Annotated in this window: 25 protein-coding genes; 5 read left to right on the top strand and 20 right to left on the bottom strand. The window is 60.2% G+C overall.

Annotated elements, in window-relative coordinates; all coding sequences use genetic code 11:
• Positions 1-57 precede the first annotated feature (57 nt).
• Positions 58-846 (top strand): A24 family peptidase, encoded by a 789-nt coding sequence (locus PVE98_RS03825; RefSeq protein WP_096073724.1) that lies wholly within the window; start codon positions 58-60, stop codon positions 844-846.
• A gap of 332 nt (positions 847-1,178) precedes the next feature.
• Positions 1,179-3,740, top strand: a complete 2,562-nt coding sequence (gene mutS, locus PVE98_RS03820; RefSeq protein ID WP_096073725.1) for a DNA mismatch repair protein MutS — start codon at positions 1,179-1,181, stop codon at positions 3,738-3,740.
• A gap of 101 nt (positions 3,741-3,841) precedes the next feature.
• Here mutS and rpoS read toward each other — a convergent pair whose 3' ends face one another.
• The 13 genes from rpoS to cysG form a co-directional block, all read right to left on the bottom strand.
• Positions 3,842-4,834 (bottom strand): RNA polymerase sigma factor RpoS, encoded by a 993-nt coding sequence (rpoS, locus tag PVE98_RS03815; RefSeq protein WP_048783701.1) that lies wholly within the window; start codon positions 4,832-4,834, stop codon positions 3,842-3,844.
• A 50-nt stretch (positions 4,835-4,884) separates the two neighbouring features.
• Complete coding sequence (nlpD, locus tag PVE98_RS03810) at positions 4,885-5,976, bottom strand: murein hydrolase activator NlpD (RefSeq protein WP_048783698.1); 1,092 nt, start codon at positions 5,974-5,976, stop codon at positions 4,885-4,887.
• A gap of 164 nt (positions 5,977-6,140) precedes the next feature.
• The gene (locus PVE98_RS03805) at positions 6,141-6,767 is read right to left on the bottom strand and encodes a protein-L-isoaspartate(D-aspartate) O-methyltransferase (RefSeq protein ID WP_033752075.1); all 627 of its coding nucleotides are present in this window, start codon (positions 6,765-6,767) and stop codon (positions 6,141-6,143) included.
• A complete protein-coding gene (gene surE, locus PVE98_RS03800; RefSeq protein WP_096073726.1) occupies positions 6,761-7,522 on the bottom strand; it encodes a 5'/3'-nucleotidase SurE in 762 nt (253 codons plus the stop codon). Before surE ends, PVE98_RS03805 begins: the two co-directional genes overlap by 7 nt.
• Entirely contained in the window at positions 7,503-8,552 is a 1,050-nt protein-coding gene (truD, locus tag PVE98_RS03795) for a tRNA pseudouridine(13) synthase TruD (protein WP_096073727.1), read from the bottom strand. Before truD ends, surE begins: the two co-directional genes overlap by 20 nt.
• Complete coding sequence (gene ispF, locus PVE98_RS03790; protein WP_033792059.1) at positions 8,549-9,031, bottom strand: 2-C-methyl-D-erythritol 2,4-cyclodiphosphate synthase; 483 nt, start codon at positions 9,029-9,031, stop codon at positions 8,549-8,551. The genes truD and ispF overlap by 4 nt, the downstream gene beginning before the upstream one ends.
• On the bottom strand, positions 9,031-9,747 hold the full coding sequence (ispD, locus tag PVE98_RS03785) for a 2-C-methyl-D-erythritol 4-phosphate cytidylyltransferase (protein ID WP_033752084.1): 717 nt from the start codon (positions 9,745-9,747) through the stop codon (positions 9,031-9,033). Before ispD ends, ispF begins: the two co-directional genes overlap by 1 nt.
• A gap of 3 nt (positions 9,748-9,750) precedes the next feature.
• Positions 9,751-10,065 (bottom strand): cell division protein FtsB, encoded by a 315-nt coding sequence (gene ftsB, locus PVE98_RS03780; protein ID WP_033752087.1) that lies wholly within the window; start codon positions 10,063-10,065, stop codon positions 9,751-9,753.
• A gap of 171 nt (positions 10,066-10,236) precedes the next feature.
• The gene (locus tag PVE98_RS03775; RefSeq protein ID WP_033752090.1) at positions 10,237-10,557 is read right to left on the bottom strand and encodes a DUF3561 family protein; all 321 of its coding nucleotides are present in this window, start codon (positions 10,555-10,557) and stop codon (positions 10,237-10,239) included.
• Between the two features lie 55 nt (positions 10,558-10,612).
• Positions 10,613-11,218, bottom strand: a complete 606-nt coding sequence (gene cysC, locus PVE98_RS03770; RefSeq protein ID WP_033752092.1) for an adenylyl-sulfate kinase — start codon at positions 11,216-11,218, stop codon at positions 10,613-10,615.
• Positions 11,218-12,645 (bottom strand): sulfate adenylyltransferase subunit CysN, encoded by a 1,428-nt coding sequence (gene cysN, locus PVE98_RS03765; RefSeq protein ID WP_033752095.1) that lies wholly within the window; start codon positions 12,643-12,645, stop codon positions 11,218-11,220. The genes cysC and cysN overlap by 1 nt, the downstream gene beginning before the upstream one ends.
• Positions 12,646-12,655: 10 nt before the next feature.
• On the bottom strand, positions 12,656-13,564 hold the full coding sequence (cysD, locus tag PVE98_RS03760) for a sulfate adenylyltransferase subunit CysD (protein ID WP_033752098.1): 909 nt from the start codon (positions 13,562-13,564) through the stop codon (positions 12,656-12,658).
• 9 nt (positions 13,565-13,573) lie between these two features.
• Positions 13,574-14,989 (bottom strand): siroheme synthase CysG, encoded by a 1,416-nt coding sequence (cysG, locus tag PVE98_RS03755; protein ID WP_096073728.1) that lies wholly within the window; start codon positions 14,987-14,989, stop codon positions 13,574-13,576.
• Between the two features lie 254 nt (positions 14,990-15,243).
• On the opposite strand from cysG, the gene PVE98_RS03750 reads away from it, so the two are divergent.
• Complete coding sequence (locus PVE98_RS03750; RefSeq protein ID WP_096073729.1) at positions 15,244-16,263, top strand: aminopeptidase; 1,020 nt, start codon at positions 15,244-15,246, stop codon at positions 16,261-16,263.
• Positions 16,264-16,336: 73 nt separating this feature from the next.
• On the opposite strand, the gene PVE98_RS03745 is transcribed toward PVE98_RS03750, so the two are convergent.
• Genes PVE98_RS03745 through cysJ form a run of 3 tightly spaced genes read right to left on the bottom strand, consistent with a single transcriptional unit; the run spans position 16,337 to position 20,597 of the window.
• On the bottom strand, positions 16,337-17,071 hold the full coding sequence (locus tag PVE98_RS03745) for a phosphoadenylyl-sulfate reductase (protein ID WP_096073730.1): 735 nt from the start codon (positions 17,069-17,071) through the stop codon (positions 16,337-16,339).
• Entirely contained in the window at positions 17,068-18,792 is a 1,725-nt protein-coding gene (gene cysI, locus PVE98_RS03740; protein WP_096073731.1) for an assimilatory sulfite reductase (NADPH) hemoprotein subunit, read from the bottom strand. Before cysI ends, PVE98_RS03745 begins: the two co-directional genes overlap by 4 nt.
• Entirely contained in the window at positions 18,792-20,597 is a 1,806-nt protein-coding gene (gene cysJ, locus PVE98_RS03735) for an NADPH-dependent assimilatory sulfite reductase flavoprotein subunit (protein ID WP_313620090.1), read from the bottom strand. Before cysJ ends, cysI begins: the two co-directional genes overlap by 1 nt.
• A 296-nt stretch (positions 20,598-20,893) precedes the next feature.
• Here cysJ and queD point away from each other — a divergent pair, with 296 nt between their 5' ends.
• Positions 20,894-21,253: a 6-carboxytetrahydropterin synthase QueD gene (gene queD, locus PVE98_RS03730; RefSeq protein WP_033752114.1), complete on the top strand. Its 360-nt coding sequence runs from the start codon at positions 20,894-20,896 to the stop codon at positions 21,251-21,253.
• Positions 21,254-21,404: 151 nt separating this feature from the next.
• Positions 21,405-22,001, top strand: coding sequence for an inorganic diphosphatase (locus PVE98_RS03725; protein WP_096073733.1), 597 nt, complete (start codon positions 21,405-21,407; stop codon positions 21,999-22,001).
• A gap of 39 nt (positions 22,002-22,040) precedes the next feature.
• Here the strand turns inward: PVE98_RS03725 and queE are convergent, their stop codons facing one another.
• From queE to mazG, 4 genes are all read right to left on the bottom strand, one after another.
• Complete coding sequence (gene queE, locus PVE98_RS03720) at positions 22,041-22,712, bottom strand: 7-carboxy-7-deazaguanine synthase QueE (protein ID WP_096073937.1); 672 nt, start codon at positions 22,710-22,712, stop codon at positions 22,041-22,043.
• A 162-nt stretch (positions 22,713-22,874) separates the two neighbouring features.
• A complete protein-coding gene (eno, locus tag PVE98_RS03715) occupies positions 22,875-24,173 on the bottom strand; it encodes a phosphopyruvate hydratase (RefSeq protein ID WP_033752120.1) in 1,299 nt (432 codons plus the stop codon).
• Positions 24,174-24,249: 76 nt separating this feature from the next.
• Positions 24,250-25,887 carry a glutamine hydrolyzing CTP synthase gene (pyrG, locus tag PVE98_RS03710; protein WP_033752123.1) on the bottom strand — a complete coding sequence of 546 codons (1,638 nt, stop codon included), beginning with the start codon at positions 25,885-25,887 and terminating at the stop codon, positions 24,250-24,252.
• A 229-nt stretch (positions 25,888-26,116) separates the two neighbouring features.
• A complete protein-coding gene (gene mazG, locus PVE98_RS03705; protein ID WP_096073734.1) occupies positions 26,117-26,905 on the bottom strand; it encodes a nucleoside triphosphate pyrophosphohydrolase in 789 nt (262 codons plus the stop codon).
• Between the last annotated feature and the right edge of the window lie 8 nt (positions 26,906-26,913).

Genomic DNA, 26,913 nt, shown 5'->3' with positions numbered 1-26,913 from the left:
CTGGCGGTTAAGCCGGTTGCTCAAAACCGGCGCATCAAGGAAGAGGAACCGAAACCGATGAGCTATGACCTCTTATGCTGGTTGCTGCTGGCCGCCGCCGCGCTCTGCGTCGGCAGCTTTCTCAACGTGGTGATCTATCGCCTGCCGCTGATGGTGCTGCAGCCGCAGCCGGGATTCTCGCTGCTGCTGCCTCGCTCCCACTGCCCGCGCTGCAAAACGCCGGTGCGCGCAGGCGACTGCGTTCCGCTGCTCGGCTGGCTGCGCCTGCGCGGCTGCTGCCGCAGCTGCTGCCGTCCCATTTCATGGCGTTACCCGGCGATCGAACTCGCCGCGCTGGCGATAAGCCTGCTGCTTGCCTGGCAACTGCCGTGGAACGGCGTGCTGCTGGCGGCGCTGGTAATGAGCGGCTTTTTGCTGACGTTATCGCTGATCGACCTGCGCGTCCAGCTGCTGCCCGATGCGCTGACTCTGCCGCTGCTCTGGCTCGGACTGCTGTTTCAGGCTCTGGGCGTTCTGCCGCACAGCAGTCCGGCGGAGGCGATCCTTGGCGCCGCCAGCGGCTATTTGCTGTTCCGGCTGCTGGCCTGGGCCTGGCGTTTGTTCCGTCATCGGGAGGCGCTGGGCGGCGGCGACGCCGTGCTGCTGGCGGCGCTCGGTGCCTGGCTGGGCTGGCAGCCGCTTCCCCTGCTGCTGCTGATCGCCTCCTGCACCGGTTTAAGCGCCGCGCTGCTGGCACGCCTGTGTATGCGGCGTCCGCTGCATCTGCCCTTGCCTTTCGGCCCCTGCCTGGCGCTGGCGGGTGAAACGCTGCTGCTGGAGCAGCTGGCATCAGCGCCTTTTGCGTAGCGCCTCGCACAGGCCCGCTATCAAACGGAGATCCGTTGGGCTTTTAGGCCGCGGCCTGATAACGTCGTGCGCATTAACCCAGGTTTTGCGGCACTCGCCTTATTCGTTCAGGACGAAACACGTTTGCCCTGGCGGTGAAAAAGCGGCAGCCTTGATGTTCAGCAGGCAACTTTTCATAATGGCTTTCAGACGCAGCTTATCTCGCAGCCAGGGCCGCATTTTTCCGTGCATCCTCTCTGTTTCTGAATGGGTTGATCCCGTTACATACGCCAGATCGCGCAGTCCGATGCAAGGCTTGCCCAATAACCGAATGATTTAAGAGCTAATTATTTATGAACAAATCAGTCGATAAGGACATCACCGCTCATACGCCTATGATGCAGCAGTATCTGCGCCTCAAGGCGGAACACCCTGACATTCTGCTGTTTTACCGCATGGGCGACTTCTACGAGCTCTTCTATGACGACGCGAAACGCGCCTCGCAGCTGCTGGAGATCTCGCTGACCAAACGCGGCGCTTCGGCAGGCGAACCGATCCCGATGGCGGGCGTGCCCTACCATGCGGTGGAGAGCTATCTGGCGAAACTGGTGCAGCTGGGCGAATCCGTGGCGATTTGCGAGCAGATCGGCGATCCGGCGCTGAGCAAAGGGCCGGTTGAACGCAAGGTGGTGCGCATCGTCACTCCGGGCACCATCAGCGACGAAGCGCTGCTGCAGGAGCGTCACGACAACCTGCTGGCCGCCATCGTGCAGAGCCCGCAGGGGTTCGGCTACGCCACGCTCGATATCAGCTCCGGCCGTTTTCGCCTGAGCGAACCGGCGGACGCCGAAACCATGGCCGCCGAACTGCAGCGCACCAATCCTGCCGAACTGCTCTATCCGGAAGATCTGCAGGCGATGTCGCTGATTGACCAGCGTCGCGGCCTGCGCCGTCGTCCGCTGTGGGAGTTCGAGATCGCGACCGCGCGTCAGCAGCTTAATATGCAGTTCGGCACCCGCGATCTTAATGGATTCGGCGTCGAGCAGGCGCATCAGGCGCTGCGCGCGGCGGGCTGCCTGCTGCAGTACGTTAAGGATACGCAGCGCACCAGCCTGCCGCATATCCGCTCGCTCAGCATGGAGCGACAGCAGGACAGCATCATCATGGACGCCGCCACGCGCCGCAATCTGGAAATTACGCAGAACCTCGCCGGCGGCACGGAGAACACGCTGGCGGCGGTGCTGGATCGAACCGTGACGCCGATGGGCAGCCGCATGCTCAAGCGCTGGCTGCATATGCCGCTGCGCGACGCGCAGACGATCGGTCAGCGCCAGGACGCCATCGCCGAGCTTCAGCCGCTGAGCGACACCCTGCAGCCGGTGCTGCGCCAGGTGGGCGATCTGGAGCGTATTCTGGCGCGTCTGGCGCTGCGTACCGCGCGTCCGCGCGATTTAGCCCGCATGCGCCACGCTTTTCAGCAGCTGCCGGAGCTGAACGCCCTGCTGGCCAACGTCGAATCGACGGCGCTAATCCGTCTGCGCGCACAGATGGGCGAGTTCACCGAGCTGCGCGAGCTGCTTGAAGCGGCGATTATCGAGGCGCCGCCAGTGCTGATCCGCGACGGCGGCGTTATCGCGCCGGGGTACAACGCAGAGCTGGATGAGTGGCGCGCGCTGGCGGACGGCGCCACCGACTATCTGGACAGACTGGAGATCCGCGAGCGCGAAAAGCTTGGCCTCGACACGCTCAAGGTTGGCTACAACGCCATCCACGGCTACTACATTCAGGTCAGCCGCGGCCAGAGCGACCATGTGCCGATTCACTACGTGCGCCGCCAGACGCTGAAAAACGCCGAGCGCTATATCATCCCGGAACTGAAAGAGTACGAGGATAAGGTGCTGACCTCGAAGGGCAAGGCGCTGGCGCTGGAGAAAAGCCTCTACGAGTCGCTGTTTGACCAGCTGCTGCCCCACCTGGAAGCGCTGCAGCTCAGCGCCGCCGCGCTCGCCGAGCTGGACGTGCTAAGCAACCTGGCGGAACGCGCCTGGACGCTGAACTACTGCCGCCCGACGCTGCAGGAGAAACCCGGCATAAAAATCACCGGCGGTCGCCATCCGGTGGTCGAGCAGGTGCTGAAAGAGCCGTTTATCGCCAACCCGCTGTCGCTAACGCCACAGCGCCGCATGCTGATCATCACCGGCCCCAATATGGGCGGTAAGAGCACCTACATGCGTCAGGCGGCGCTGATCGCGCTGATGACCTGGATTGGCAGCTTTGTGCCGGCGGAAGAGGCGGTGACCGGTCCGCTGGATCGTATCTTTACCCGTATCGGCGCGGCGGACGATCTCGCCTCGGGCCGTTCGACCTTTATGGTGGAGATGACGGAAACCGCCAATATTCTGCATAACGCCACCGAAAACAGCCTGGTGCTGATGGATGAAATCGGGCGCGGCACCTCGACCTATGACGGCCTGTCGCTGGCCTGGGCCTGCGCGGAGAGCCTGGCGAACCGCATTAAGGCGATGACGCTGTTCGCCACCCACTATTTCGAGCTGACCACGCTGCCGGAGAAAATGGAAGGCGTGTTCAACGTCCATCTGGACGCGGTCGAACACGGCGACACCATCGCCTTTATGCACAGCGTGCAGGAAGGGGCAGCCAGCAAAAGCTACGGTCTGGCGGTCGCGGCGCTGGCGGGCGTGCCGAAAGAGGTGATCAAGCGCGCGCGCAATAAGCTGAAGGAGCTGGAGACGCTGTCGAACCATTCCGCCTCTTCGACCATCGACGGCTCGCAGCTGCCGCTGCTGGTGGAAGAGAGCTCGCCAGCCGTGGAGGCGCTTGAAGCGCTGGATCCCGACACCCTGACGCCGCGTCAGGCGCTGGAGTGGATTTACCGACTGAAGTCGCTGGTGTAGCGCTCCCTGGCGGCAGGTCTTCCCGGCCCTGCCGCCGCTGTCGCAGCAAAAAAAAAGCGGAGGCCCACGGCCACCGCTTTTTTGTACTTACAACTTGTCAGTTACTCACGAAACAGCGCTTCAATGTTCAGACCCTGCGCCTGCAGGATTTCACGCAGACGACGCAGGCCTTCAACCTGAATCTGGCGTACGCGCTCGCGGGTCAGACCGATTTCGCGGCCCACATCCTCAAGCGTTGCCGCTTCATAGCCTAACAGGCCGAAACGACGCGCCAGCACTTCGCGCTGCTTGGCGTTCAGTTCGAACAGCCACTTAACGATACTCTGCTTCATATCGTCATCCTGCGTGGTGTCTTCCGGACCGTTGTCTTTCTCATCGGCCAGAATGTCCAGCAGCGCCTTTTCGGAGTCTCCGCCTAACGGCGTATCAACCGAGGTGATGCGTTCGTTAAGACGCAGCATACGGCTGACGTCGTCAACGGGCTTATCCAGCTGCTCCGCGATCTCTTCCGCACTCGGCTCATGATCGAGCTTGTGGGAGAGTTCACGCGCGGTGCGCAGATAAACGTTCAGCTCTTTAACAATGTGAATCGGCAGGCGGATGGTACGGGTTTGATTCATGATCGCCCGTTCAATCGTCTGACGAATCCACCAGGTGGCATAGGTTGAGAAACGGAACCCACGCTCTGGGTCGAACTTCTCAACGGCACGGATTAAACCGAGATTGCCCTCTTCAATCAGGTCAAGCAGCGCGAGACCACGATTGCTGTAGCGGCGGGCAATCTTCACCACCAGTCGTAAGTTACTTTCAATCATGCGGCGACGAGAAGGAATATCGCCTCGTAATGCGCGGCGAGCGAAGAACACTTCTTCCTCTGCCGTTAACAGCGGGGAATAGCCAATCTCCCCGAGATAGAGCTGCGTCGCATCCAAAACGCGCTGCGTCGCACCCTGTGACAACAACTCTTCTTCCGCTACGTCGTTATCACTGGGTTCATTTTCAACAAGAGCCTTCTCATCAAAAACCTCAGCTCCGTTCTCCTCGAATTCCGCATCTTCATGTAACTCGTTTACTTTCAGCGTATTCTGGCTCATAAGCGGCTCCTACCCGTGATCCCAGGGCAGAACAGCAGGGTTCTGCCGGTTTATCGCTGCGGCAAATAACGCAACGGGTTTACGGATTTCCCCTTGTAACGAATTTCAAAATGTAATCTAACTGAACTGGTTCCGGTGCTACCCATGGTAGCGATCTTTTGCCCCGCCTTAACTTCCTGTTGTTCCCGGACCAGCATTGTATCGTTATGGGCGTAGGCACTCAGGTAATCATCATTGTGCTTAATGATGATCAGGTTGCCGTAACCCCGAAGCGCGTTGCCTGCGTACACTACTCTTCCTGATGCGGTAGCGACGACAGGTTGTCCACGCGAACCAGCGATATCGATTCCTTTGTTCCCCCCTTCAGAGGCGGAGAAGTTATCGATAATCTTCCCATCGGTCGGCCAACGCCAGCTTCCAACCGGCGTCGAACTGTTCGTTGTACTGCTAACCGTGGGCGGTGCGGCAACCACGGGGGGAGCTGTTGTCGTTGCAACATTTGTTCCCTTCGACGGCAACATTTTGCTACCAGACGAGTTACCCGAATCATCAGAATACGTAATAACTGGTTGCTGTGCAACAGGCGCTGGTTTAATTTGCGGCGCGGTCGGGACGCCGCCCTGCGTTGCGTCGGCTGCGGTAATCGCATTGCCGCCCGTAATCGGCTGGCCTGAGCCGTTGCCAACCTGCAGCGTCTGGCCGACATTCAGGCCGTACGGGGCCTGCACGTTGTTGCGCTGCGCCAGATCGCGGAAATCGTTGCCGGTAATCCAGGCGATATAGAACAGCGTGTCGCCGCGTTTAACGGTATAAGTATCGCCGGCGTAACTACCTTTCGGAATATTCTGATAACTGCGGTTGTATACGATGCGGCCGTTTTGCGTCTGAACATTATCATTGCCGCTAACCATTGCACCGCTGCTGGGCGCGGAAGGTACAGTGTTGCTAATCATACCTCCCTGACGTGGCGTCGATGGAACGCCGCCTGACGCGCTAAGCATGCCGCCGCTGCTGCCATTATCTCCAACCTGGCTAATGGGTGCTTGTGTGTTGTCGCCTGAACTACAGCCTGCCAGCCAAAATCCAACCAGAGAAAGCGCCGCAAGGCGGCGTAACTGAAATATTGGGCTTCCCGTGCTCATTGTTCCCCCGTGATGGCAAACCTGAATAACGCTTCTTGCTAACGCACCAGCACAAAGCTCTGTGAGGCGTATTAAAGCCTGCGTATAACGCATGAAAATGGATAGTAACAAGATCAAAAGGATGGTGCTATGAAACAGTTGTGAAGAAATACGTAGGGTAAGCCTCAGGCCAAATCGCCCTGAACCAGCGGAACGAACCGCACCGGCTCGATAGTTTCTTCCACAATGTCGCCACCCTGGCGGCGCAGACGCTTCAGCACCTGCTGATCTTCCCCCACCGGCAGCACCATAATGCCGCCCTCGTCGAGCTGCGCAATCAGCGCAGTCGGAATTTCCGGCGGCGCGGCGGTGACGATGATGGCGTCGAAAGGACCGCGCGCGGGCCAGCCCTGCCAGCCGTCGCCGTGGCGCGTCGAAACGTTATGCAGGTCGAGCTGTTTAAGGCGGCGTTTTGCCTGCCACTGCAGCCCTTTGATGCGTTCGACGGAGTAAACGTGATCCACCAGATGGGCCAGAATGGCGGTCTGATAGCCGGAACCGGTGCCGATCTCCAGCACGCGCGAATGGGGTTGCAACTCCAGCAGCGCGGTCATGCGCGCCACCATATAGGGCTGCGAAATCGTCTGCCCGGAACCGATGGGCAGCGCCACATTGTCCCAGGCTTTATGCTCGAAGGCTTCGTCGATAAAACGTTCCCGCGGCACGTCCGCGATGGCCTTTAACAGGATCTCATCGTGGATGCCCTGCTGGCGTAGCTGCTCCAGCAACGCTTCGATACGCCGGTTCACCATACGAGACTGACCTCCGACTTCTCCAGCCAGTCAATCAGCACATCCTGCGCGCCGTGCGCGGTGAGGTCGACATGCAGAGCGGTCACGGAGACATAGCCCTGATCCACGGCGGCGAAATCGGTATCCGGGCCGGCATCGAACTTTTCGCCCGGCGGTCCAATCCAGTAGAGCGTGTTGCCGCGCGGATCCTGCTGCGCGATAACCTGATCGGCGGGATGACGGCTGCCGCAGCGCGTCACGCGAATGCCTTTGATCTCTTCCAGCGGCAGATCCGGCACGTTGATATTGAGAATACGTCCGGTGCGCAGCGGTTCGCGCGTCAGCGCCTGCAGCAGCGCGCAGGTGACTGCCGCCGCCGTATCGTAATGCTGATGCCCGTTGAGCGATACCGCTAGCGCGGGCAGCCCGAGATGACGCCCTTCCATCGCCGCCGCCACGGTGCCTGAGTAGATAACGTCGTCGCCCAGATTGGGGCCGGCGTTAATGCCGGAAACCACGATATCCGGGCGCGGCTGCATCAACGCGTTGACGCCGAGGTAGACGCAGTCGGTCGGCGTGCCCATCTGCACGGCGATGTCGCCGTTTTCATGGGTAAAGGTGCGCAGCGGCGTCTCCAGCGTCAGGGAGTTGGAGGCGCCGCTGCGGTTGCGGTCAGGCGCGACCACCTGCACCTCGGCGATATGGCGCAGCGCCTTTGCCAGCGTCTGAATGCCCGGCGCATGAATTCCGTCGTCATTACTCAGCAATATCCGCATCGTCACCTTCCTGTTGCAGAAGTTCCCGAATCACGCTGGTGGCGAAACTGCCTGCCGGCAGCCAGAACTGCATCTCCAGCGTGACGTCGTCCCACCAGCTCCAGCGCAGATCGCGCGGCACCACCAGCATCGCGCGCCGCGCCGCATCCACTCGCTCTCGCTCAAGCAGTGTAACCAATTCTGCTGCGCCCGCCAGAGATTGCTGCTCAAAGGCGAGCGCCTCCGCCTGCGGGCCCGGCTCGCCGCGTCCCGGCAGCGGCGCAGTAATGCGCAGTTCATGCTGATCGACGCGGGTTTGCAGCTCGCTCAGCTCGTCCGCCTGCGCGACAAACCAGCTGCCGCGGCCGGTAAGCTGCAGCGCATCGCCCTCTATCACCTGCGTCAGCGAGCCCTGCTGCTGCAGGCGCGCGCTGGTAACCTGATTAAACAGCGCGCTACGCGCCGCCGAGAGGATCAGGCTGCGCTTGTTGCGATCGCGCAGGCTGATTTCGCTACGCGCCCACTGCTGCGCCATGGTCAGGTTATTGCCGCCGCGGCCAAAGCGCTGCGTGCCGAAGTAGTTGGGGGCGCCGACGTCGCGGATCAGCGCCAGGCGCGATTCCACCGCGTCGCGATCGCTGATGTGGCGCACCACGAGACGAAAGGCGTTGCCCGCCAGCGCCCCGACGCGCAGCTTACGCTTGTGGCGTGTCGCCTCGAGAATGTCGACCCCTTCCAGCGAAAAGCCGCTTAGATCGGGCATCGCATTGCCCGGAATACGGAAACAGAGCGTCTGCTCGGTCACCGCATGGCGGTCTTTCATTCCTGCATAGCTCATATCGCGCTGATGCACGCCGAGGAACTTCGCCAGCGCTTCCGCCACAAAACGGGTATTAGCGCCGGTTTTACGAATGCGCACCAGCAGATGCTCCCCTTCGCCGTCGGCGCCGTAACCAAGATCCTCCACCACCACGAAATCTTCGGGGTTCGCTTTGATCATACCGCGCGCGGTCGGCTTGCCGTGCAGAAAAGCCTGGTTCTCCAGCGTCATGCCGCATCCGCCTTCAGCAGCAGCGCGACCGCTTCGCAGGCGATGCCTTCGCCGCGCCCGGTAAAGCCCAGCTTCTCGGTAGTGGTCGCTTTGACGTTGACCTGATCCATATGGCAGCCCAGATCTTCAGCGATATTGACGCGCATCTGCGGCACATGGGGAAGCATTTTCGGCGCCTGAGCGATGATAGTGACGTCGACGTTGCCGATGCGGTAGCCCTTTTCCGCGATGCGTCGCCAGGCTTCGCGCAGCAGGCCGCGGCTGTCCGCGCCCTTATAGGCGGGATCGGTATCGGGAAACAGCTTGCCGATATCGCCCATCGCCACCGCGCCAAGCAGAGCGTCGGTCAGCGCATGCAGCGCCACGTCGCCGTCGGAATGGGCGAGGAAACCCTGTTCAAACGGGATCCGCACGCCGCCAATCACCAGCGGACCTTCGCCGCCAAAAGCGTGAACGTCAAAACCGTGACCGATACGCATCATGCGCTCTCCTTTAACTGAATCTGGGTTAAGTAAAATGCCGCCAGCGCCAGATCTTCCGGCCGGGTGACTTTGATGTTATCACTGCGTCCGCTGACCAGCAGCGGATGATAGCCGCAGTATTCGAGCGCCGAGGCTTCGTCGGTAATGGTCGCGCCTTCCGCCAGCGCGCGCGTCAGGCAGGCGGTCAGCAGCTGGTGAGGAAAAAACTGCGGCGTCAGCGCGTGCCAGAGATCTTCGCGCTCGACGGTATGCGCTACGGCGGCGACGCCCGGCTCGCCGCGCTTCATGGTGTCGCGCACCGGCGCTGCCAGAATGCCGCCGACGCGGCTGGTTTCCCGCACCTGCAGCAGACGCGCGAGATCGTCAGGGTGCAGGCAAGGACGCGCCGCGTCGTGCACCAGCACCCAGCCTGCGCCCTGCGCGGCGCGTAGCCCCGCCAGCACCGACTCCGCGCGCGTTTCGCCGCCCGTCACGCTGAGCACGCGCGGATCCCGCGCCAGCGGCAGCGACGCGAACTGCGCGTCGTCCGGGCTAAGCGCGACGATGACCTGTTTGATAGCGGGATGGGAAAACAGACGTGCGATGCTGTGTTCCAGAAGCGTCTGCTGACCGATGGTCAGATACTGCTTAGGACAGGTCGCCTGCATCCGGCTGCCGATACCGGCAGCGGGCACCACGGCGATCACCTCCGCAGGGAGAGAGTGCATGTTCATGAGTTATCGTTGTTGGTTTTGCGCAGCCTGCGCGTTGCGTTTGTTCTGATCCGGCACCAGACGATAGAAGGTCTCACCGGGCTTAATCATGCCCAGCTCATTGCGTGCGCGTTCCTCGATCGCTTCCGAGCCGCCATTGAGATCGTCAATTTCGGCAAACAGCTGATCGTTACGCGCTTTAAGTTTGGCGTTGTTCGCCTGTTGCACCGCGACGTCGTCATTGACGCGCGTATAGTCGTGAATACCGTTTTTGCCCAGCCACAGCGAATATTGCAGCCAGCCGAGCAGCACCAGTAGCAGTAACGTCAGTTTTCCCATCCCCGCCCCCTGAAAAACGGCTCAATCATCCCATAACTTGGTGCAGGACTCCACTCCAGCGGTGAAAATGGCCCGCTTTACCGGCTGTCTGCGCAAATTCTGATTAGGATGGCAAGAAAGCGGACAGGTAAAGTTTTGTAACCTGCCGACGCGTTTCCACATCGGGAGGCGTCACCAGCCGGATAAAAAAGAGAAGAGCAGCCAGAAAAGGCAGACCACCACTATCGCCGTAGCGGGCGTCGTCCAGAGCAGCCTGCCGCGCAGCGCCATGCTGAAAATGATGCCGATCAGTACAGATACCGGCAGCAGCGCCAGGAAAAAGGGCCAGGTATAGAGGAAGAAGAAAAGCGTATTGGAACCGTACAACAGGAAGGGGATCGCCAGCGCGCACCAGTATGAGAGAAAGCCGATGATGCCGCCCGGCAGCGACGAGCGCGGCTCGTCCGGGATGCTTTCATCTTTGCGGGCCAGCATAGGAGTAACGTTCTGCATAGAGATCCTGTTGACGCGAAGGCGGCAAATCAACCTCGATTTGCCGCTTGTCTGTTCAGGATTCGATGATATCGCGGTGGCGCAGCAGGTCTAACAATTGGCCGGTCAGTTTTGTAACCAATTGTTCGCCCGCTAAGCGTATTTCCGGCTGCTCCGGCGCCTCGTAGACGCTGTCGATGCCGGTAAAATTACGCAGTTCGCCCGCGCGCGCTTTTTTATATAACCCTTTGGGATCGCGCGCTTCGCACACCGCCAGCGGGGTATCGACGAAGATCTCGATAAAGCGCCCTTCCGGCAGCATATCGCGCACCATCTGACGCTCGGCGCGATGCGGCGAGATAAAGGCGGTGAGCACCACCAGTCCCGCATCCACCATCAGCTTCGCCACTTCGCCGACGCGGCGGATGTTCTCTTTGCGATCCGCGTCGCTGAAGCCCAGATCGCGACAGAGGCCGTGACGCACGTTATCGCCGTCGAGCAGATAGGTGCTGACGCCGAGCGGATGCAGCGCCTGCTCCAGCGCGCCGGCCACCGTCGATTTGCCGGAGCCGGAGAGGCCGGTAAACCACAGCACCGCGCCCTGATGGCCGTGCTGCCGCTCGCGCGCCTCGCGCGTCACCGGATGATCGTGCCACACCACGTTTTCATCGTGCTGCGCCATTACTCACCGCCCAGCAGATCGCGCGCGTTCCAGTGCGGGAAGTGGCGGCGGATCAGCGCATTCAGCTCCAGCTCGAACTCGCTGAACTGGCCTGCCTGGCGCGCCGCGCCGCTCAGCGGCTGATGGATCATGCCAGCCCCCACGGTGACGTTGCTCAGGCGATCGATAAAGATCATGCCGCCCGTCACCGGGTTCTGCTGGTATTTATCCAGCACCATAGGTTCGTCGAAGGTCACTTCCACCAGGCCGATGCCGTTCAGCGGCAGCGTTTCGGCGGCGCGCTTCTCCAGCGTGTTGATCTCAACCTGATGAATCACCTTCTCCACGCGGCCGCGCGCCTTCTTGCCGGCGATTTTAATATCGTAGCTCTGGCCCGGCTGCAGCGGCTGCTCCGCCATCCATACCACGTCGACGGTGGCGGACTGCACCGCCTCCAGCTCGGCGTCGCTGTCGACCAGCAGATCGCCGCGGCTGATATCGATCTCGTCGTTCAGCACCAGAGTAATGGCTTCGCCCGCGCCCGCTTCCTGCAGGTCGCCGTCAAAGGTAACGATGCGCGCCACGGTGGACTCCACGCCCGACGGCAGCACCTTCACGCGCTGGCCGACCCGCACCGCGCCAGAGGCGAGCGTACCCGCATAGCCGCGGAAATCCAGGTTCGGACGGTTAACATACTGCACCGGGAAGCGCATCGGCTGCTGATCCACCACGCGCTTCACCTCGACGGTCTCCAGCACGTCGAGCAGCGTCGGACCGCTGTACCACGGCATGGTCTGGCTCGGCGTGGCGACGTTGTCGCCCTCCAGCGCTGACATCGGCACGAAGCGAATATCCAGGTCTTCCGGCAGCTGCGCCGCAAAGTCGAGGTAATCCTGTTTAATTTGCTCGTAGGTCTCCTGGCGATACTCCACCAGGTCCATTTTGTTGATCGCCACCACCAGATGCTTAATGCCCAGCAGCGTCGAGATAAAGCTGTGGCGTCGAGTCTGATCCAGCACGCCTTTGCGCGCGTCGATCAGCAGAATCGCCAGATCGCAGGTCGAAGCACCGGTCGCCATGTTGCGGGTGTACTGCTCGTGTCCCGGCGTGTCGGCGATAATAAATTTACGCTTCTCGGTGGAGAAATAGCGGTAAGCCACGTCGATGGTGATGCCCTGCTCGCGCTCCGCCTGCAGCCCGTCCACCAGCAGCGCCAGGTCGAGCTTCTCGCCCTGAGTGCCGTGACGCTTGCTGTCGTTGTGCAGCGAGGAGAGCTGATCTTCATAGATCTGACGCGTATCGTGCAGCAGGCGGCCGATCAGCGTGCTTTTGCCGTCGTCGACGCTGCCGCAGGTGAGAAAACGCAGCAGACTTTTATGCTGTTGCGCGGTCAGCCAGGCTTCCACGCCGCCCTGATCGGCAATCTGTTGTGCAATAACGGTATTCATCTGCGTCTCCTTAGAAATAACCCTGACGTTTTTTCAGTTCCATCGAACCGGACTGATCGCGGTCAATCACGCGGCCCTGACGTTCGCTGGTGGTAGAGACCAGCATCTCTTCGATAATTTCCGGCAGCGTCTGCGCTTCCGATTCCACCGCGCCGGTAAGCGGCCAGCAGCCCAGGGTGCGGAAGCGCACCATACGCTGCTTGATCACTTCGCCAGGCTGCAAGTCGATACGGTCGTCATCCACCATCATCAGCATACCGTCGCGCTCCAGCACCGGGCGCGGCGCGGCGAGATAGAGCGGCACGATTTCGATGTTTTCCAGGAAGATATACTGCCAGATATCGAGTTCGGTCCAGTTCGACAGCGGGAAGACGCGAATGCTTTCGCCCTTGTTGATCTGGCCGTTGTAGTTATGCCACAGCTCCGGGCGCTGGTTTTTTGGATCCCAGCGGTGGAAACGGTCGCGGAAAGAGTAGATACGCTCTTTGGCGCGCGACTTCTCTTCGTCGCGGCGCGCGCCGCCGAACGCGGCGTCAAAGCCATATTTGTTCAGCGCCTGCTTCAGCCCTTCGGTTTTCATGATATCGGTGTGCTTGGCGCTGCCGTGCACGAAGGGGTTGATGCCCATCGCCACGCCTTCCGGATTGCGGTGAACCAGCAGCTCGGCGCCCATCTCTTTCACGGTGCGATCGCGAAAGGCGTACATCTCGCGAAATTTCCAGCCGGTATCGACGTGCAGCAGCGGAAACGGCAGCGTGCCTGGATAGAAGGCTTTACGCGCCAGATGCAGCATCACCGACGAATCTTTGCCGATGGAGTACATCATGACCGGATTGCCGAACTCCGCTGCGACCTCGCGGATGATATGAATGCTTTCCGCCTCTAACTGACGCAGATGAGTGAGTCTTTTTTGATCCATGATTTTTCCTCAAGCCAGTGTGACAACGGCGGACTCGCGGGTCGCCTGCTGTGCAGAATGTTGAAACCACGCCAGCTGCTCGTGCAGCTTCACCACTTCCCCGATCACCAGCAGCGCTGGCGTCGGCGCGGCGGCAGCCAGCGTCTCAAGGTGTTCCAGCGTGCCGGTCAGTACCTGCTGATCCTGCCGCGTGCCGCGGCCAATCACCGCAACCGGCGTCGCGGGATCGCGGCCGTGACGTATCAGCCCTTCGCTAATCGCCGCTGCCTTTACCGTGCCCATATAGATCGCCAGCGTCTGACGTGCGCGCGCCAGCGACGGCCAGTCGATGTCGTCGCCGTCGGCGCGACAGTGACCGGTAATAAACAGCACGCTCTGCGCGTGATCGCGGTGCGTCAGCGGAATACCGGCGTAGGCGGTAGCGCCTGCCGCCGCCGTTACGCCGGGCACCACCTGAAACGGGATCCCCGCCTCCTGCGCCGCCTGCAGCTCTTCGCCGCCGCGGCCGAAGATAAAGGGATCGCCCCCTTTCAGGCGCACCACGCGTTTGCCTTTGCGCGCCAGCTCCACCAACAGGCGATTGGTCTCTTCCTGCGGCACCGAGTGCGCGCCGGCGCGTTTGCCGACGCAGATGCGGTCGGCGTCGCGGCGCACCAGATCCAGCACTTCGTCGCTGACCAGATGGTCGTAAAGCACAACGTCCGCCAGCTGCATCACCTGCAGACCGCGCAGCGTCAGCAGGCCGCTGTCGCCGGGTCCGGCGCCGACCAGAATGATCTCGCCTGCGCGGCTCGGTTCTTCATTGAGCTCGCGCGTCAGCGTGCGCGTCGCCTCGTCCACGTTGCCCGCCGACATCTGGCTGGCGAACAGGCCGTTAAAGGCGCGCTCCCAGAAGCGACGGCGATCGGACATGCGGCTAAAACGCTGTTTTACGCGGTCGCGAAACCCGCCCGCGATCTCCGCCATCTGCCCCAGGCTGGCGGGCAGCAGCGCCTCCAGCTTTTCGCGCAGCATACGCGCCAGCACCGGCGCGGTGCCGCTGGAGGAGATAGCGACCACCAGCGGAGAGCGGTCCACGATAGAGGGAAAGATAAAGCTGCACTTCGGCTGGTCGTCTACCACGTTGACCAGTCGGTGACGGGCGTTGGCCTCGTCGTAAACCTGGCGGTTGAGCAGGTTATCGTCGGTCGCGGCGATAGCGAGAAAAACCGCGTCGAGCTGCGCCGGCTCGAAAGCCGTCGCCAGCCATTCGATCTGCTGTTCCTGATGCAGCGCCTGAAGTTCGGGGCAGAGCTCGCGCGACACCACGCGCACCTGCGCGGAAGCGCGACGCAGCAGTTCGATTTTGCGCGCCGCGACGTCGCCGCCGCCGACGACCAGCACCGGACGACCTTTGAGATCGGCGAAAAGAGGCAAATAGTCCACGATAACCCTGGCGTTGTAACCGTAATTTAACGCGACTATACGTTGCGCCCTTCTGGCAGATGAAATTACGAATTGGAATGAGTAGTTACCGAATGGAATAACGCGCCAGGCAAGCTCATAACAAAATGTGCTTAACGAATGATCTGGCAAGGCTTTCAGAGCGAATCAAATTGTTTAATGGCGATCACAGTTTCATACTGGAGAGCGAAAAAATTTTTGCTTTTCGTCACAGGATGACCCACAAGGAACACCGCATGTTTGCCCTTCTCCGCCTGACCGCGCTGGCTGCGCTGTTGAATTGCGGTTTCGCTCTGCACGCCCAGGCCGCCAGCGTTGCGCCGGGGGCATTTGCCGAGCAGCAGCTTCGTCACATCGCCACTTACTTCCCTGGCCGCATGAGCGGCAGCCCGGCCGAGATGATGGCCGCCGACTACCTGCAGCAGCAGTTCACCGCGCTCGGTTTTCAGAGTAATACCCGTCAGTTCAATACCGGCTACCGCTGGCGCGAAACCAATGGCGATCTGCGCTGGCATAAAGTGACGGCGACCTCGGTGATCGCCGCTCGCGCCGGCAGCGCGCCGCAGGAGATCCTGATTGTGGCGCATCTCGACACCTGGACGCCGCTCAGCAGCAGCGATGCCGAGCATAACCTTGGCGGCCTGCGTCTGCAGGGCGTCGACGACAACGCGTCAGGGCTGGGCGTGATGCTGGAGCTGGCGCAGCAGCTGAGCCGCCGGCCGCTGCATTACGGCGTGCGCTTCGTGGCGCTGAGCGCAGGCGAAACCGCGCTAGGCGGCATGCAGGATTACGTGGCGCGCATGAGCGAGAAAGAGAAAAAGAACACGCTGCTGGTAGTGGATCTCAACAGCCTGATCGCCGGCGACCATCTCTATTTCAACAGCGGCAGCAATACGCCGCGCGCGGTGCGCAAGCAGACCAGCGAGCGCGCGCTGCGCCTCGCGCAGCAGCTCGGCATTCCCGCCGCCAGCCATCAGATGACCGCGCGCGACTATAACGCTGCCAACGCCTTCGATAAGGCGGGTTTTCCGCTGCTGGACGTGACGGCGAGCAACTGGGCGCTGGGCGGCAAAGACGGCGCGCAGCAGCGCAGCCGCTCGAAGCACTTCCCGGACGGCACTACGCGCCATCAGACCGATCGCGATAACCTCAGCTATCTCGATCGCTGGCTGCCGGGCCGTATTTCCCTGCGCACGCGCGACAGCGTGAAGGTGCTGCTGCCGCTGCTGGGCGAGTTGACCAATCCGAAAGTGTAACTGAGTAGTGATATCAGAGGGGATGATGCGGGGGCGCGCTGCCCGGGGTAAGTCAGGCAGCGCGCGCTAAGACTCAGCCTTCGTGCAGGCCGCACTCGCGCTTCAGGCCGAAGAAGCGCGTCTCCTCTTCCGCCATGCCGGGCTCCCATTTGCGCGTGGTGTGGGTATCGCCCACCGACAAATAGCCCTCATCCCACAGCGGATGGTATTTAAGGTTGTGCTGCTGCAGATAGTGATGAATCTGACGGTTGTCCCAGTCGATAATCGGCAGCACCTTGAACACGCCGCGCTGCACGCCGAGCACCGGCAGATTCGCGCGACTGCCGGACTGATCGCGCCGCAGCCCGGCGAACCAGGTCTGCGCGCCCAGCGTCTGCAGCGCGCGGTTCATCGGCTCAACCTTGTTGATCTGGTTGTACTGCTCAATGCCTTCCACGCCCTGCTCCCACAGCTTGCCGTAGCGCGCTTCCTGCCAGGCCGCCGAGGTTTCGGCGCGAAACACCTGCAGATTCAGGCCCAGCTGCTCTGTCAGCTGATCGATAAAACGGTAGGTTTCCGGGAAGAGATAGCCAGTATCGGTAAGGATCACCGGAATATCGGGCATCTGCCGCGTGACCAGATGCAGCGACACCGCCGCCTGAATGCCGAAACTTGACGAGAGCACAAAAGCGCCCGGCAGGTTTTCCAGCGTCCAGCTGACGCGCGCCTCCGCCGAGCTTTTCTCCAGCTGCGCGTTAACGGACGCCAGCGCCAGCGTGCGCTCGACTTTGTTCATTTCACCCAGTGCTGCGAGGTCGAACTGACTCATACTGCCTCCGAATCCCAGAAATCTCGTGCCGGATCGACGACCGGCTTGACGATACCTGCGCGGATCGCGAAGTCGCCGAAGCCCTCAGCGCCGTGACGCTCGCGCGCCCAGCGACCCACCAGCTCGTCGATGCTGGCGAGGATCTCGCTTTCGGTGATGTTCTCGCGGTACATGCGCGGAATACGCGTGCCGATGCGGTTGCCGCCGATATGCAGGTTGTAACGGCCCGGCGCTTTGCCCACCAGCCCGATTTCCGCCAGCATGGCACGGCCGCAGCCGTTGGGACAACCGGTGACGCGTAGCACTATGTGCTCTTCGCCCACGCCGTGGCTGTGCATGATCTCTTCGACTTTAGTGACAAAGGCGGGCAGAAAACGCTCCGCTTCCGCCATCGCCAGCGGGCAGGTCGGGAACGAGACGCACGCCATCGAATTTTCGCGCTGCGCGGTCACGCTCTCCATCAGGCCATGTTCACGCGCAATCGCCTCGATTTTCGCCTTTTCGCTCTCCGGCACGCCGGCCACGATCAGGTTCTGGTTCGCCGTCAGGCGGAAGTCGCCCTGATGCACGCGCGCAATCGCCGCGATGCCGCTTTTCAGCGGACGGTCCGGGTAGTCGAGCAGGCGGCCGTTTTCGATAAACAGCGTCAGGTGCCACTTCTTGTCGATGCCCTTGATCCAGCCAATGCGATCGCCGCGGGTGGTGAACTCGTAAGGGCGAATCGGCTCGAAGGTCAGCCCGGCGCGCTTTTCGACTTCCGCTTTGAAGGTCTCGACGCCGACGCGCTCCAGGGTATATTTGGTTTTGGCGTTTTTACGATCGGTGCGGTTGCCCCAGTCGCGCTGGGTGGTCACCACCGCAGCCGCGACCTCCAGCGTTTTTTCCAGCGGCAGATAGCCGAACTCGCTGGCGGTGCGCGCATAGGTCGCTTTGTTGCCGTGCTCGATCGACAAGCCGCCGCCGACCAGCAAGTTAAAGCCGATTAGCCTGCCCTTCTCCGCCACCGCGATAAAGTTCAGGTCGTTGGCGTGCAGATCGACGTCGTTGTGCGGCGGGATCACCACCGTGGTTTTAAACTTACGCGGCAGATAGGTCTCGCCGAGGATCGGCTCCTCATCCGTGGTCGCCACCTTCTCTTTATCCCACCAGATTTCTGCGTAGGCGCGGGTGCGCGGCAGCAGATGCTCGGAGATTTTCTTCGCCCACTCGTAGGCTTCCTGATGCAGCTCCGACTCGACCGGGTTTGAGGTGCAGAGCACGTTGCGGTTGACGTCGTTAGCGGTCGCCAGCGCGTCGAGCCCGACTTCGTGCAGCATCTGGTGCGAAGGCTTGACGTTCTTCTTCAGAATGCCGTGGAACTGAAAGGTCTGGCGGTTAGTCAGGCGAATGCTGCCGTACAGCGTTTTTTCGGTGGCGAATTTATCGATCGCCAGCCACTGCGTCGGCGTGATGATACCGCCAGGCAGACGGCAGCGCAGCATCATAGCGTGACGCGGCTCCAGCTTCTGCTCGGCGCGCTCGGCGCGAATGTCGCGATCGTCCTGCTGGTACATGCCGTGGAAACGGATCAGCAGGAAATTATCGCCGTTAAAGCCGCCGGTCAGGCCATCATCCAGATCCTCCAGGATGGTGCCGCGTAAATAGTTGCTCTCTTTTTTAAGACGCTCGGCGTCGACCAGCTTGCCTTCAACGACCAGCGGTCCGGGGTGTTTTTCGCTCATTAGTAAACGTCTCGCTGATAGCGGCGCTCAATGCGCAGCTCGCTTAAAAATTCGTCGGCCGTTTCACGATCCATTGCGCCGTGTTCGACCACCACATCCAGCAGTGCCTGCTCGACATCCTTCGCCATACGGTTGGCGTCGCCGCAGACATAAATATGCGCGCCCTCTTCGATCCAGCGCCACACTTCCGCCCCTTTGGCGCGGATTTTGTCCTGCACGTAGACTTTCTGCTCCTGGTCGCGCGACCAGGCGAGATCGATATGGGTCAGCAGGCCATCTTTTACATACTGCTGCCACTCAACCTGATAGAGAAAATCCTCGGTGAAGTGCGGATTGCCGAAGAAGAGCCAGTTTTTGCCGCCAGCGCCGTCGTTGTCGCGCTGCTGCATAAAGGCGCGGAACGGCGCGATGCCGGTACCCGGACCAATCATAATGACCGGCGCGTCGGGACTGGCGGGCAGACGGAAGTTATCGTTATGCTCGATAAAGACGCGAATTTCCGCATCCTCTTCCAGGCGGTCAGCCAGATAGCTGGAGGCGCCGCCTGCGCGCGCGCGGCCGTCGATATCGAAGCGCACCGCGCCGACGGTGATATGGACTTCGGTTTCATTCTCCGCCTGCGACGAGGCGATAGAGTAGAGGCGCGGCGTCAGCGGACGCAGCAGCGTCGTCAGCTGTTCGGCGTTGAGTTCGGTCGGCGCGTTACGCACCATATCGACGATCGGGAAGGTCTGCGCGTAGTGCTGCAGCTTCGCCTTATCGCCCACCAGCGCCAGCAGCGCGTCGTTGCGCGACAGCGCGGCGTACTGCTCAACAATCTGCGCGGTATTTACCGTCAGCTCAAAGCGTTTTTGCAGCGCGTCGCTAAGCGGCAGGGTTTCATTGTCGATCTGCACGGGCTCGTCGCCTTTCAGCCACAGCAGGCTTAGCAGCTCGGCGACCAGCTCCGGGTCATTTTCATACCAGATGCCCAGCGCGTCGCCCGGCTGGTAACGTAAACCGGAGTCGCCCAGATCGATTTCGATATGACGCACGTCCTTATCGGAATGGCGGCCGGTAATTTTTTGGTTTACGGCAAAGCTGGCGGTGAGCGGCGCCTCTTTGGTGTAGGGGCTGCTGTGCACTTCATTGACGCTGCCGGTCGCGGTCGCCACTGCCTGCGCCGGCGTTTCGCTCGGCACGCGCTGTTTCAGCACCTCGACCAGCGCACGGCGCCAGCTGGCAGCCGCCTCGGCGAAATCGACGTCGGCGTCGACGCGATCCAGCAGGCGCTCTGCGCCCAGCTCCGCCAGGCGGCTGTCGAAGTCCTTGCCCGCTTTGCTAAAGAATTCGTAAGAGGTGTCGCCGAGGCCGAGCACCGCGAAAGCGGCGCCATCCAGCTTCGGCGCTTTCTTCGACATCAGGAATTTATGCAGTGCCACCGCCTCTTCCGGCGGATCGCCTTCACCCTGCGTGGAGGTCACCACCACCAGCAGCTTCTCCTGGCCAATCTGCTTGAACTTGTAATCGCCGGCGTTAACCAGCTTAACGTTCAGCTTCGCCGCCTGCAGATCGTCGCGCAGCTGCTCGGCGACGCGGCGCGCGTTGCCGGTTTGCGAAGCGGAAATCAGCGTAATCGCCGGGATCTCCGCCGCCGCTGGCGCGCTGGCCGCGACGCTGCCGGGCGTCTGATTGATCATTCCCCAGAAGTAGCCAGAGATCCACGCCAGCTGGGTGGGAGAAAAATCAGTCGTTGCCGCCTGTAAGCGCGCAAGTTGCTCCGGGTTGAGCGGGAGCAGAGAACCTGGGGGTGCCTGAGTCGTCATCGCGTTAAGAATTCCAGTATCCAGAGTCCGGACGGTAAAGTAGCAGGAAGAGTGGTAGGTTACCGGCCCGTATATTAACGATTAAATACGGCTTCGACATAATTAATAACCAAAATGACTAAGTGGTTTTTCAGGTAGGCATAATCAGTAAAACTGGTATAGAAAGTGAATATTTATCAGTCAGTTAAAAGGGAGCGTTATTGCGTTGGCCGCGCAAATCCCTCTTTACAACGGTACGGATGCGAAAATTCCGTATTTCAGGTAGAATTCCCCGGTTTTTTAGCCTGAGAGCCATTATGTCTACCACATTGTTTAAAGAGTTCCAGTTCGAAGCCGCTCACCATTTGCCTAACGTCCCGGAAGGACACAAATGCGGTCGCCTGCATGGCCATTCGTTTCTGGTGCGACTGGAAATTACCGGCGAAGTGGACGCGCATACCGGCTGGGTGATGGACTTCGCCGAACTGAAAGCGGCGTTCAAGCCGCTGTATGAGCGCCTCGATCACCACTATCTGAATGAGATCGCCGGCCTTGAAAATCCTACCAGCGAAGTGCTGGCAAAGTGGATTTGGGATCAGATGAAGCCGCAGCTGCCTGAGCTGAGCGCGGTGATGATCAAAGAGACCTGCACGGCGGGCTGCGTCTATAAAGGATAAGTCCCGTCAGGGCTGTGGTCCGCACAGCCCGCCCTTTCCACTCTACGCTTCTTTACGCCTGGGTCATCTTTCTGTCATCTGACGTCTCTACGTTGTTCTCTCCTTCATTAAAGATCAAGAGAATCAACATTAAAGATCAAGAGAATCAACAATGAACCTGAAACGCCTTGCCGCCCTCGCGCTGCTTTTTACCGCCTCTGCCGCCGTACAGGCGCAAAACGTGCTCGACTTTCCCCAGCCGGACAACGTGCCGGACGAGTTCTACGCCGTGACCGAAATTCCCGCCGGCGGCACCATCAAATATGAGACCGATGCCAAAACTGGCTTTATCGTGGCGGACCGCTTTCAGTCGATGCCGATGGCCTGGCCAGCCAATTACGGATCCCTGACGCAGTCGCTGGGCGGCGATAACGATCCGCTCGACGTGATCTTCTATACCCGCGCGCCGTTGCAGCCGGGCACGCTAATCAAACTGCGCGCTATTGGCGTGCTGAAGATGATCGACGGCGGCGAAGTGGACGACAAGATCGTCGCGGTGCCGACCAGCAAAATCGATCCCACCTGGGACGATATTAAGAGCATGAGCGATCTGCCGAAGATGGAACAGGCGCGCCTCGAGGCCTTTTTCCGCGTTTATAAGCAACTGCCGGAGGGGCGCAAGAAGGTCGAGCTGAACGGATTTGAAAGCGCCGACGTGGCGAAGAGCGAGATCAAGAAGGCGTTTGACGCCTATAAAGCGAAGCAGTGAGGCTAGCGGGCGGCGCGGCCGCCGCCCTGCTCTCTGCCGTCAGGCGATATTAAGATATTTATGAGTCTGCATCGATAAGCGCCAGTTGCGCGTGATACAGGTTTCAATACAAAGTTTCGTCGCCGCGTCTTTGCGGCTGATAGGCTGCAGCGCAATAATGCGCGCTTTGCTGTCGCTCAGCGTTGCCAGCAGTTCATCAAGCGCCTCTATGTCGCGCTCGCGCGCCACCGGATGCTTGATCTCATCCGCGCGCTGCAGCGCCTGCGCCAGCACGTCATAGCCGCCGCGCATATTCACCTTCGGCGATACCGTCACCCAGGTTTTCTCGGAGCAGTGCACTTCGTGCGTGCCGCTGGTTTCGATCTGGCACTGAAAACCCTGCGCTTCCAGCGCCGTGGTCAGCGGGCGCAGATCGTAAATCGACGGCTCGCCGCCGGTAATCACCACATGGCGCGCCGTCCAGCCCTGACGCTGGATAGTCTCAATCAGCAGCGCCGCATCGGCGTTGCCCCAGGCATCCGTTTCCACCGTTTTGACCAGAATATCGCCCAGCGCCGTTTCCCGATCGGCCAGCTTCTCCCAGGTATGTTTGGTATCACACCAGCTACAACCCACCGGGCATCCCTGTAAGCGGATAAAGATGGCCGGAACGCCGGTATAAAATCCTTCTCCCTGCAGCGTCTGGAACATTTCATTAATCGGGTATTGCATTACGGACTCGCTAGAAAAAAACAGGGCGCTGATTATGGCAGATTTGCCGCGCAGCTCAACCACGCGATGTGCCTTTTCTCTGCGCCAGATAAAGCAAAAGCCCCGCGCAAGGCGGGGCTTTGATTCAGGCTTGTGCCGTCATGCGACGGCACCGGCAGGCGATTACGCCTGGCCTTTTACCTCTTTCAGACCGTTGAACGGCGCTTTTGAACCCAGCGCTTCTTCAATACGGATCAGCTGGTTGTACTTAGCAACGCGGTCAGAACGGCTCATAGAACCGGTTTTGATCTGGCCTGCTGCAGTACCGACCGCCAGGTCAGCGATGGTGGCGTCTTCGGTTTCACCTGAACGGTGTGAAATCACCGCGGTGTAGCCTGCGTCTTTCGCCATTTTGATCGCCGCCAGGGTTTCGGTCAGAGAACCGATCTGGTTGAACTTGATCAGGATGGAGTTAGCGATGCCTTTCTCGATGCCTTCTTTCAGGATCTTGGTGTTGGTCACGAACAGGTCGTCGCCCACCAGCTGGATTTTGTCGCCCAGCACTTTAGTCTGGTAAGCAAAGCCGTTCCAGTCTGACTCGTCCAGACCATCTTCGATAGAGACGATCGGGTACTGTTTGGTCAGATCTTCCAGGAAGTGCGTGAACTCTTCAGAGGTAAAGGCTTTGTTGCCTTCGCCAGCCAGCACGTATTTGCCGTCTTTGTAGAATTCAGACGCCGCGCAGTCCATCGCCAGGGTGATATCTTTGCCCAGCTCGTAGCCCGCCGCTTTTACCGCTTCCGCGATAACAGCCAGCGCTTCGGCGTTAGAACCCAGGTTCGGCGCGTAGCCGCCTTCGTCGCCAACAGCGGTGTTCAGGCCTTTAGACTTCAGCACTTTCGCCAGGTGGTGGAACACTTCAGAACCCATACGGATCGCTTCTTTCACCGTTGAAGCGCCAACCGGCTGGATCATGAATTCCTGGATGTCGACGTTGTTGTCGGCATGCTCACCGCCGTTGATGATGTTCATCATCGGCAGCGGCATAGAGAATTTGCCCGGGGTGCCGTTCAGCTCAGCGATGTGCTCGTACAGCGGCTGACCTTTAGAGGCCGCTGCCGCTTTCGCCGCAGCCAGCGATACCGCCAGAATGGCGTTTGCGCCGAAGTTGGATTTGTTCTCAGTACCGTCCAGGTCGATCATGATCTTATCGATGTTCGCCTGATCTTTCGCGTCTTTGCCTTTTACCGCATCCGCAATCGGACCGTTAACCGCAGCAACTGCTTTAGTTACGCCTTTGCCCAGGAAACGAGATTTGTCGCCGTCGCGCAGTTCCAGCGCCTCGCGTGAACCGGTAGAAGCGCCTGACGGTGCCGCTGCCAGACCAACAAAACCACCTTCCAGATGTACTTCCGCTTCTACAGTTGGGTTGCCGCGGGAGTCGATGATTTCGCGACCGATGACTTTAACGATTTTGGCCATTACGATTTTCCTCAGTACAAGTTAGTCAATCCTAAGACAAACAACGCGCGAAAAGTTCGCGCGTTGCTCGTGAAACTTACTTCGCTAAACGCTTCTGGTGATCCTGCGCGGCCTTAACAAAGCCGGCGAACAGCGGATGACCGTCGCGCGGTGTTGACGTGAACTCCGGGTGGAACTGGCAAGCCACAAACCAGGGGTGGTTCGGGATCTCGATGATCTCGACCAGCTGGTCGTCGCCAGAACGTCCGGCAATGCGCAGCCCTGCGGCTTCAATCGGCTTCAGCAGCAGATTGTTGACTTCGTAGCGGTGGCGATGGCGCTCGACGATGGTGTCGGAACCGTAGAGCTGACGGACTTTGCTGTCCGGCGTCAGCTGACACTGCTGGCTGCCGAGGCGCATGGTGCCGCCCAGGTCGCTGGTTTCCGTACGCTGTTCCACGTTGCCGTTTTCATCGCGCCATTCGGTGATCAACGCCACCACCGGATATTTACAGTCTGGCACAAATTCAGTGGAGTTGGCGCCTTCCATCCCGGCGACGTTGCGCGCGAACTCCATCAGCGCAACCTGCATGCCGAGGCAGATGCCCAGATAAGGCACGTTGTTTTCACGCGCGTACTGCGCGGTCATCAGCTTGCCTTCCACGCCGCGGTAGCCGAAGCCGCCGGGGATCAGAATCGCATCCAGATCTTTCAGAATTTCGACGCCGCGCGTCTCGACGTCCTGCGAATCGATCAGCTTGATGTTGACCGTGACACGATTTTTCAGGCCGCCGTGCTTCAGCGCTTCAATCACCGATTTGTACGCGTCCGGCAGTTCGACATATTTGCCGACCATGCCGATGGTCACTTCGCCGCCCGGATTAGCCTCTTCGTAGATCACCTGTTCCCATTCGGACAGGTTAGCTTCCGGCGCGTTCAGGTTGAAGCGCTTGCAGATATAGTCATCCAGACCCTGCGACTTCAGCAGGCCCGGGATTTTGTAGATGGAGTCGACATCTTTCAGCGAGATAACCGCTTTTTCCGGCACGTTACAGAACAGCGCAATCTTGGCGCGTTCGTTGGCGGGCACAGCGCGGTCGGAACGGCAGATCAGCACGTCCGGCTGGATGCCGATAGAGAGCAGCTCTTTAACGGAATGCTGGGTCGGCTTGGTTTTCACCTCGCCCGCCGCCGCCATATAAGGCACCAGCGTCAGGTGCATATACATGGTGTGCTCACGGCCAACGTCGACCGCCATCTGGCGAATCGCTTCCAGGAACGGCAGCGACTCGATATCGCCGACGGTGCCGCCGATCTCCACCAGAACGACGTCGTGACCTTCGCCACCTGCGATAATGCGTTCTTTAATGGCGTTAGTGATATGCGGGATAACCTGAATGGTCGCGCCGAGATAGTCGCCGCGGCGCTCTTTGCGCAGCACTTCAGAGTAGATACGACCCGTGGTGAAGTTGTTGCGGCGCGTCATTTTAGTGCGAATGAAGCGCTCGTAGTGACCCAAATCCAAATCGGTTTCGGCCCCGTCGTCGGTGACGAACACTTCACCGTGCTGAGTAGGGCTCATGGTGCCCGGATCGACGTTGATATAGGGATCCAGCTTCATGATGGTCACGTTGAGACCACGTGCTTCGAGAATGGCTGCGAGGGAGGCTGCGGCAATGCCTTTACCCAGAGAGGAAACGACCCCGCCGGTCACAAAAATATAATTCGTTGTCATGCTGAACCTGAGAGTTTAGGTTTAAAGACGGTGGAATAACCAGGACGGGAAAACAGTATACCTGAAACCCCTGTTAGCCACAATTGATGAATCACCGCCATCCTCCAACGCATTGCAGCGGGTAACATAGCGGATAGCGGCCAGGGAAATGTTGATGCAGGTCACAACTTTTTTCTCGCGCTGAATCGAGTAAGCGTGACCGGCTAAATTGTATGCGGCGCTGGAATAATCAGCGTTTTTCGCCTTCTTTTACCTGCTGCCAGGCTGCCTCCATCTGCTCCAGCGTCGCCTCGGACATGGCGAGCCCTTGCGCGGCGATAATCGCTTCTACCGCGCGGAAACGGCGCTCGAACTTGTCGTTCGCCTTTTGCAGCGCGGTTTCCGCTTTGCTGCCCAGATGGCGCGACAAATTAACCGTGGCGAACAGCAGATCGCCGATCTCCTCTTCCAGCTTGTGCGGATCGATGGTCGCCTGCTGCGCCTCGTGCATCACTTCGTCGATCTCTTCATGCACTTTATCCAGCACCGGGCCGATCGAGGTCCAGTCGAAGCCGACGTTATGGCAGCGCTTCTGGATTTTGTGCGCACGCATCAGCGCCGGCAGCGCTTTGGGAATGTCGTCGAGCGCCGAGTGCTGCGCCTTTTCCGCCCGCTCCGCGCCTTTGATCGCCTCCCAGTTTTTCAGCACCTCCGCGCTGTCCGCCACGCTGGCGTCGCCGAAGATGTGAGGATGGCGGCGCTCCAGCTTGTCGCTGATGGCGTCGCAGATATCTTCGAAGGTAAAGCGATCCTGCTCGCTGGCCATCTGCGCGTAGAACACCACCTGAAACAGCAGATCGCCCAGCTCGCCGCGCAGATCGTCGAAGTCCTCTCGCTGGATAGCGTCCAGCACTTCATAGGTCTCTTCCAGCGTATAGGGCGCGATCGAGGCGAAGGTTTGCTCGCGATCCCACGGACAGCCGCGTTGCGGATCGCGCAGGGTTTGCATAATGCCCAGCAGGCGATCGAGTGAGCTCATAGTCAGTC

It is taken from the genome of Pantoea sp. GABEPS69, assembly GCF_045780835.1.
Taxonomy (GTDB): Bacteria; Pseudomonadota; Gammaproteobacteria; order Enterobacterales; family Enterobacteriaceae; genus Pantoea; species Pantoea septica.
The sequence above is the reverse complement of the archived record's forward strand: the minus strand, read 5'-3'. Positions and strand labels throughout refer to the sequence as shown.

Bases quoted from the DNA above. Each gene is read 5' to 3' on its own strand.
- PVE98_RS03825 (WP_096073724.1), top strand. From the start codon at position 58: ATGAGCTATGACCTCTTATGCTGGTTGCTGCTGGCCGCCGCCGCGCTC.
- mutS (WP_096073725.1), top strand. From the start codon at position 1,179: ATGAACAAATCAGTCGATAAGGACATCACCGCTCATACGCCTATGATG.
- rpoS (WP_048783701.1), bottom strand. From the start codon at position 4,834: ATGAGCCAGAATACGCTGAAAGTAAACGAGTTACATGAAGATGCGGAA.
- nlpD (WP_048783698.1), bottom strand. From the start codon at position 5,976: ATGAGCACGGGAAGCCCAATATTTCAGTTACGCCGCCTTGCGGCGCTT.
- PVE98_RS03805 (WP_033752075.1), bottom strand. From the start codon at position 6,767: ATGGTGAACCGGCGTATCGAAGCGTTGCTGGAGCAGCTACGCCAGCAG.
- surE (WP_096073726.1), bottom strand. From the start codon at position 7,522: ATGCGGATATTGCTGAGTAATGACGACGGAATTCATGCGCCGGGCATT.
- truD (WP_096073727.1), bottom strand. From the start codon at position 8,552: ATGACGCTGGAGAACCAGGCTTTTCTGCACGGCAAGCCGACCGCGCGC.
- ispF (WP_033792059.1), bottom strand. From the start codon at position 9,031: ATGCGTATCGGTCACGGTTTTGACGTTCACGCTTTTGGCGGCGAAGGT.
- ispD (WP_033752084.1), bottom strand. From the start codon at position 9,747: ATGAACATGCACTCTCTCCCTGCGGAGGTGATCGCCGTGGTGCCCGCT.
- ftsB (WP_033752087.1), bottom strand. From the start codon at position 10,065: ATGGGAAAACTGACGTTACTGCTACTGGTGCTGCTCGGCTGGCTGCAA.
- PVE98_RS03775 (WP_033752090.1), bottom strand. From the start codon at position 10,557: ATGCAGAACGTTACTCCTATGCTGGCCCGCAAAGATGAAAGCATCCCG.
- cysC (WP_033752092.1), bottom strand. From the start codon at position 11,218: ATGGCGCAGCACGATGAAAACGTGGTGTGGCACGATCATCCGGTGACG.
- cysN (WP_033752095.1), bottom strand. From the start codon at position 12,645: ATGAATACCGTTATTGCACAACAGATTGCCGATCAGGGCGGCGTGGAA.
- cysD (WP_033752098.1), bottom strand. From the start codon at position 13,564: ATGGATCAAAAAAGACTCACTCATCTGCGTCAGTTAGAGGCGGAAAGC.
- PVE98_RS03750 (WP_096073729.1), top strand. From the start codon at position 15,244: ATGTTTGCCCTTCTCCGCCTGACCGCGCTGGCTGCGCTGTTGAATTGC.
- PVE98_RS03745 (WP_096073730.1), bottom strand. From the start codon at position 17,071: ATGAGTCAGTTCGACCTCGCAGCACTGGGTGAAATGAACAAAGTCGAG.
- cysI (WP_096073731.1), bottom strand. From the start codon at position 18,792: ATGAGCGAAAAACACCCCGGACCGCTGGTCGTTGAAGGCAAGCTGGTC.
- cysJ (WP_313620090.1), bottom strand. From the start codon at position 20,597: ATGACGACTCAGGCACCCCCAGGTTCTCTGCTCCCGCTCAACCCGGAG.
- queD (WP_033752114.1), top strand. From the start codon at position 20,894: ATGTCTACCACATTGTTTAAAGAGTTCCAGTTCGAAGCCGCTCACCAT.
- PVE98_RS03725 (WP_096073733.1), top strand. From the start codon at position 21,405: ATGAACCTGAAACGCCTTGCCGCCCTCGCGCTGCTTTTTACCGCCTCT.
- queE (WP_096073937.1), bottom strand. From the start codon at position 22,712: ATGCAATACCCGATTAATGAAATGTTCCAGACGCTGCAGGGAGAAGGA.
- eno (WP_033752120.1), bottom strand. From the start codon at position 24,173: ATGGCCAAAATCGTTAAAGTCATCGGTCGCGAAATCATCGACTCCCGC.
- pyrG (WP_033752123.1), bottom strand. From the start codon at position 25,887: ATGACAACGAATTATATTTTTGTGACCGGCGGGGTCGTTTCCTCTCTG.
- mazG (WP_096073734.1), bottom strand. From the start codon at position 26,905: ATGAGCTCACTCGATCGCCTGCTGGGCATTATGCAAACCCTGCGCGAT.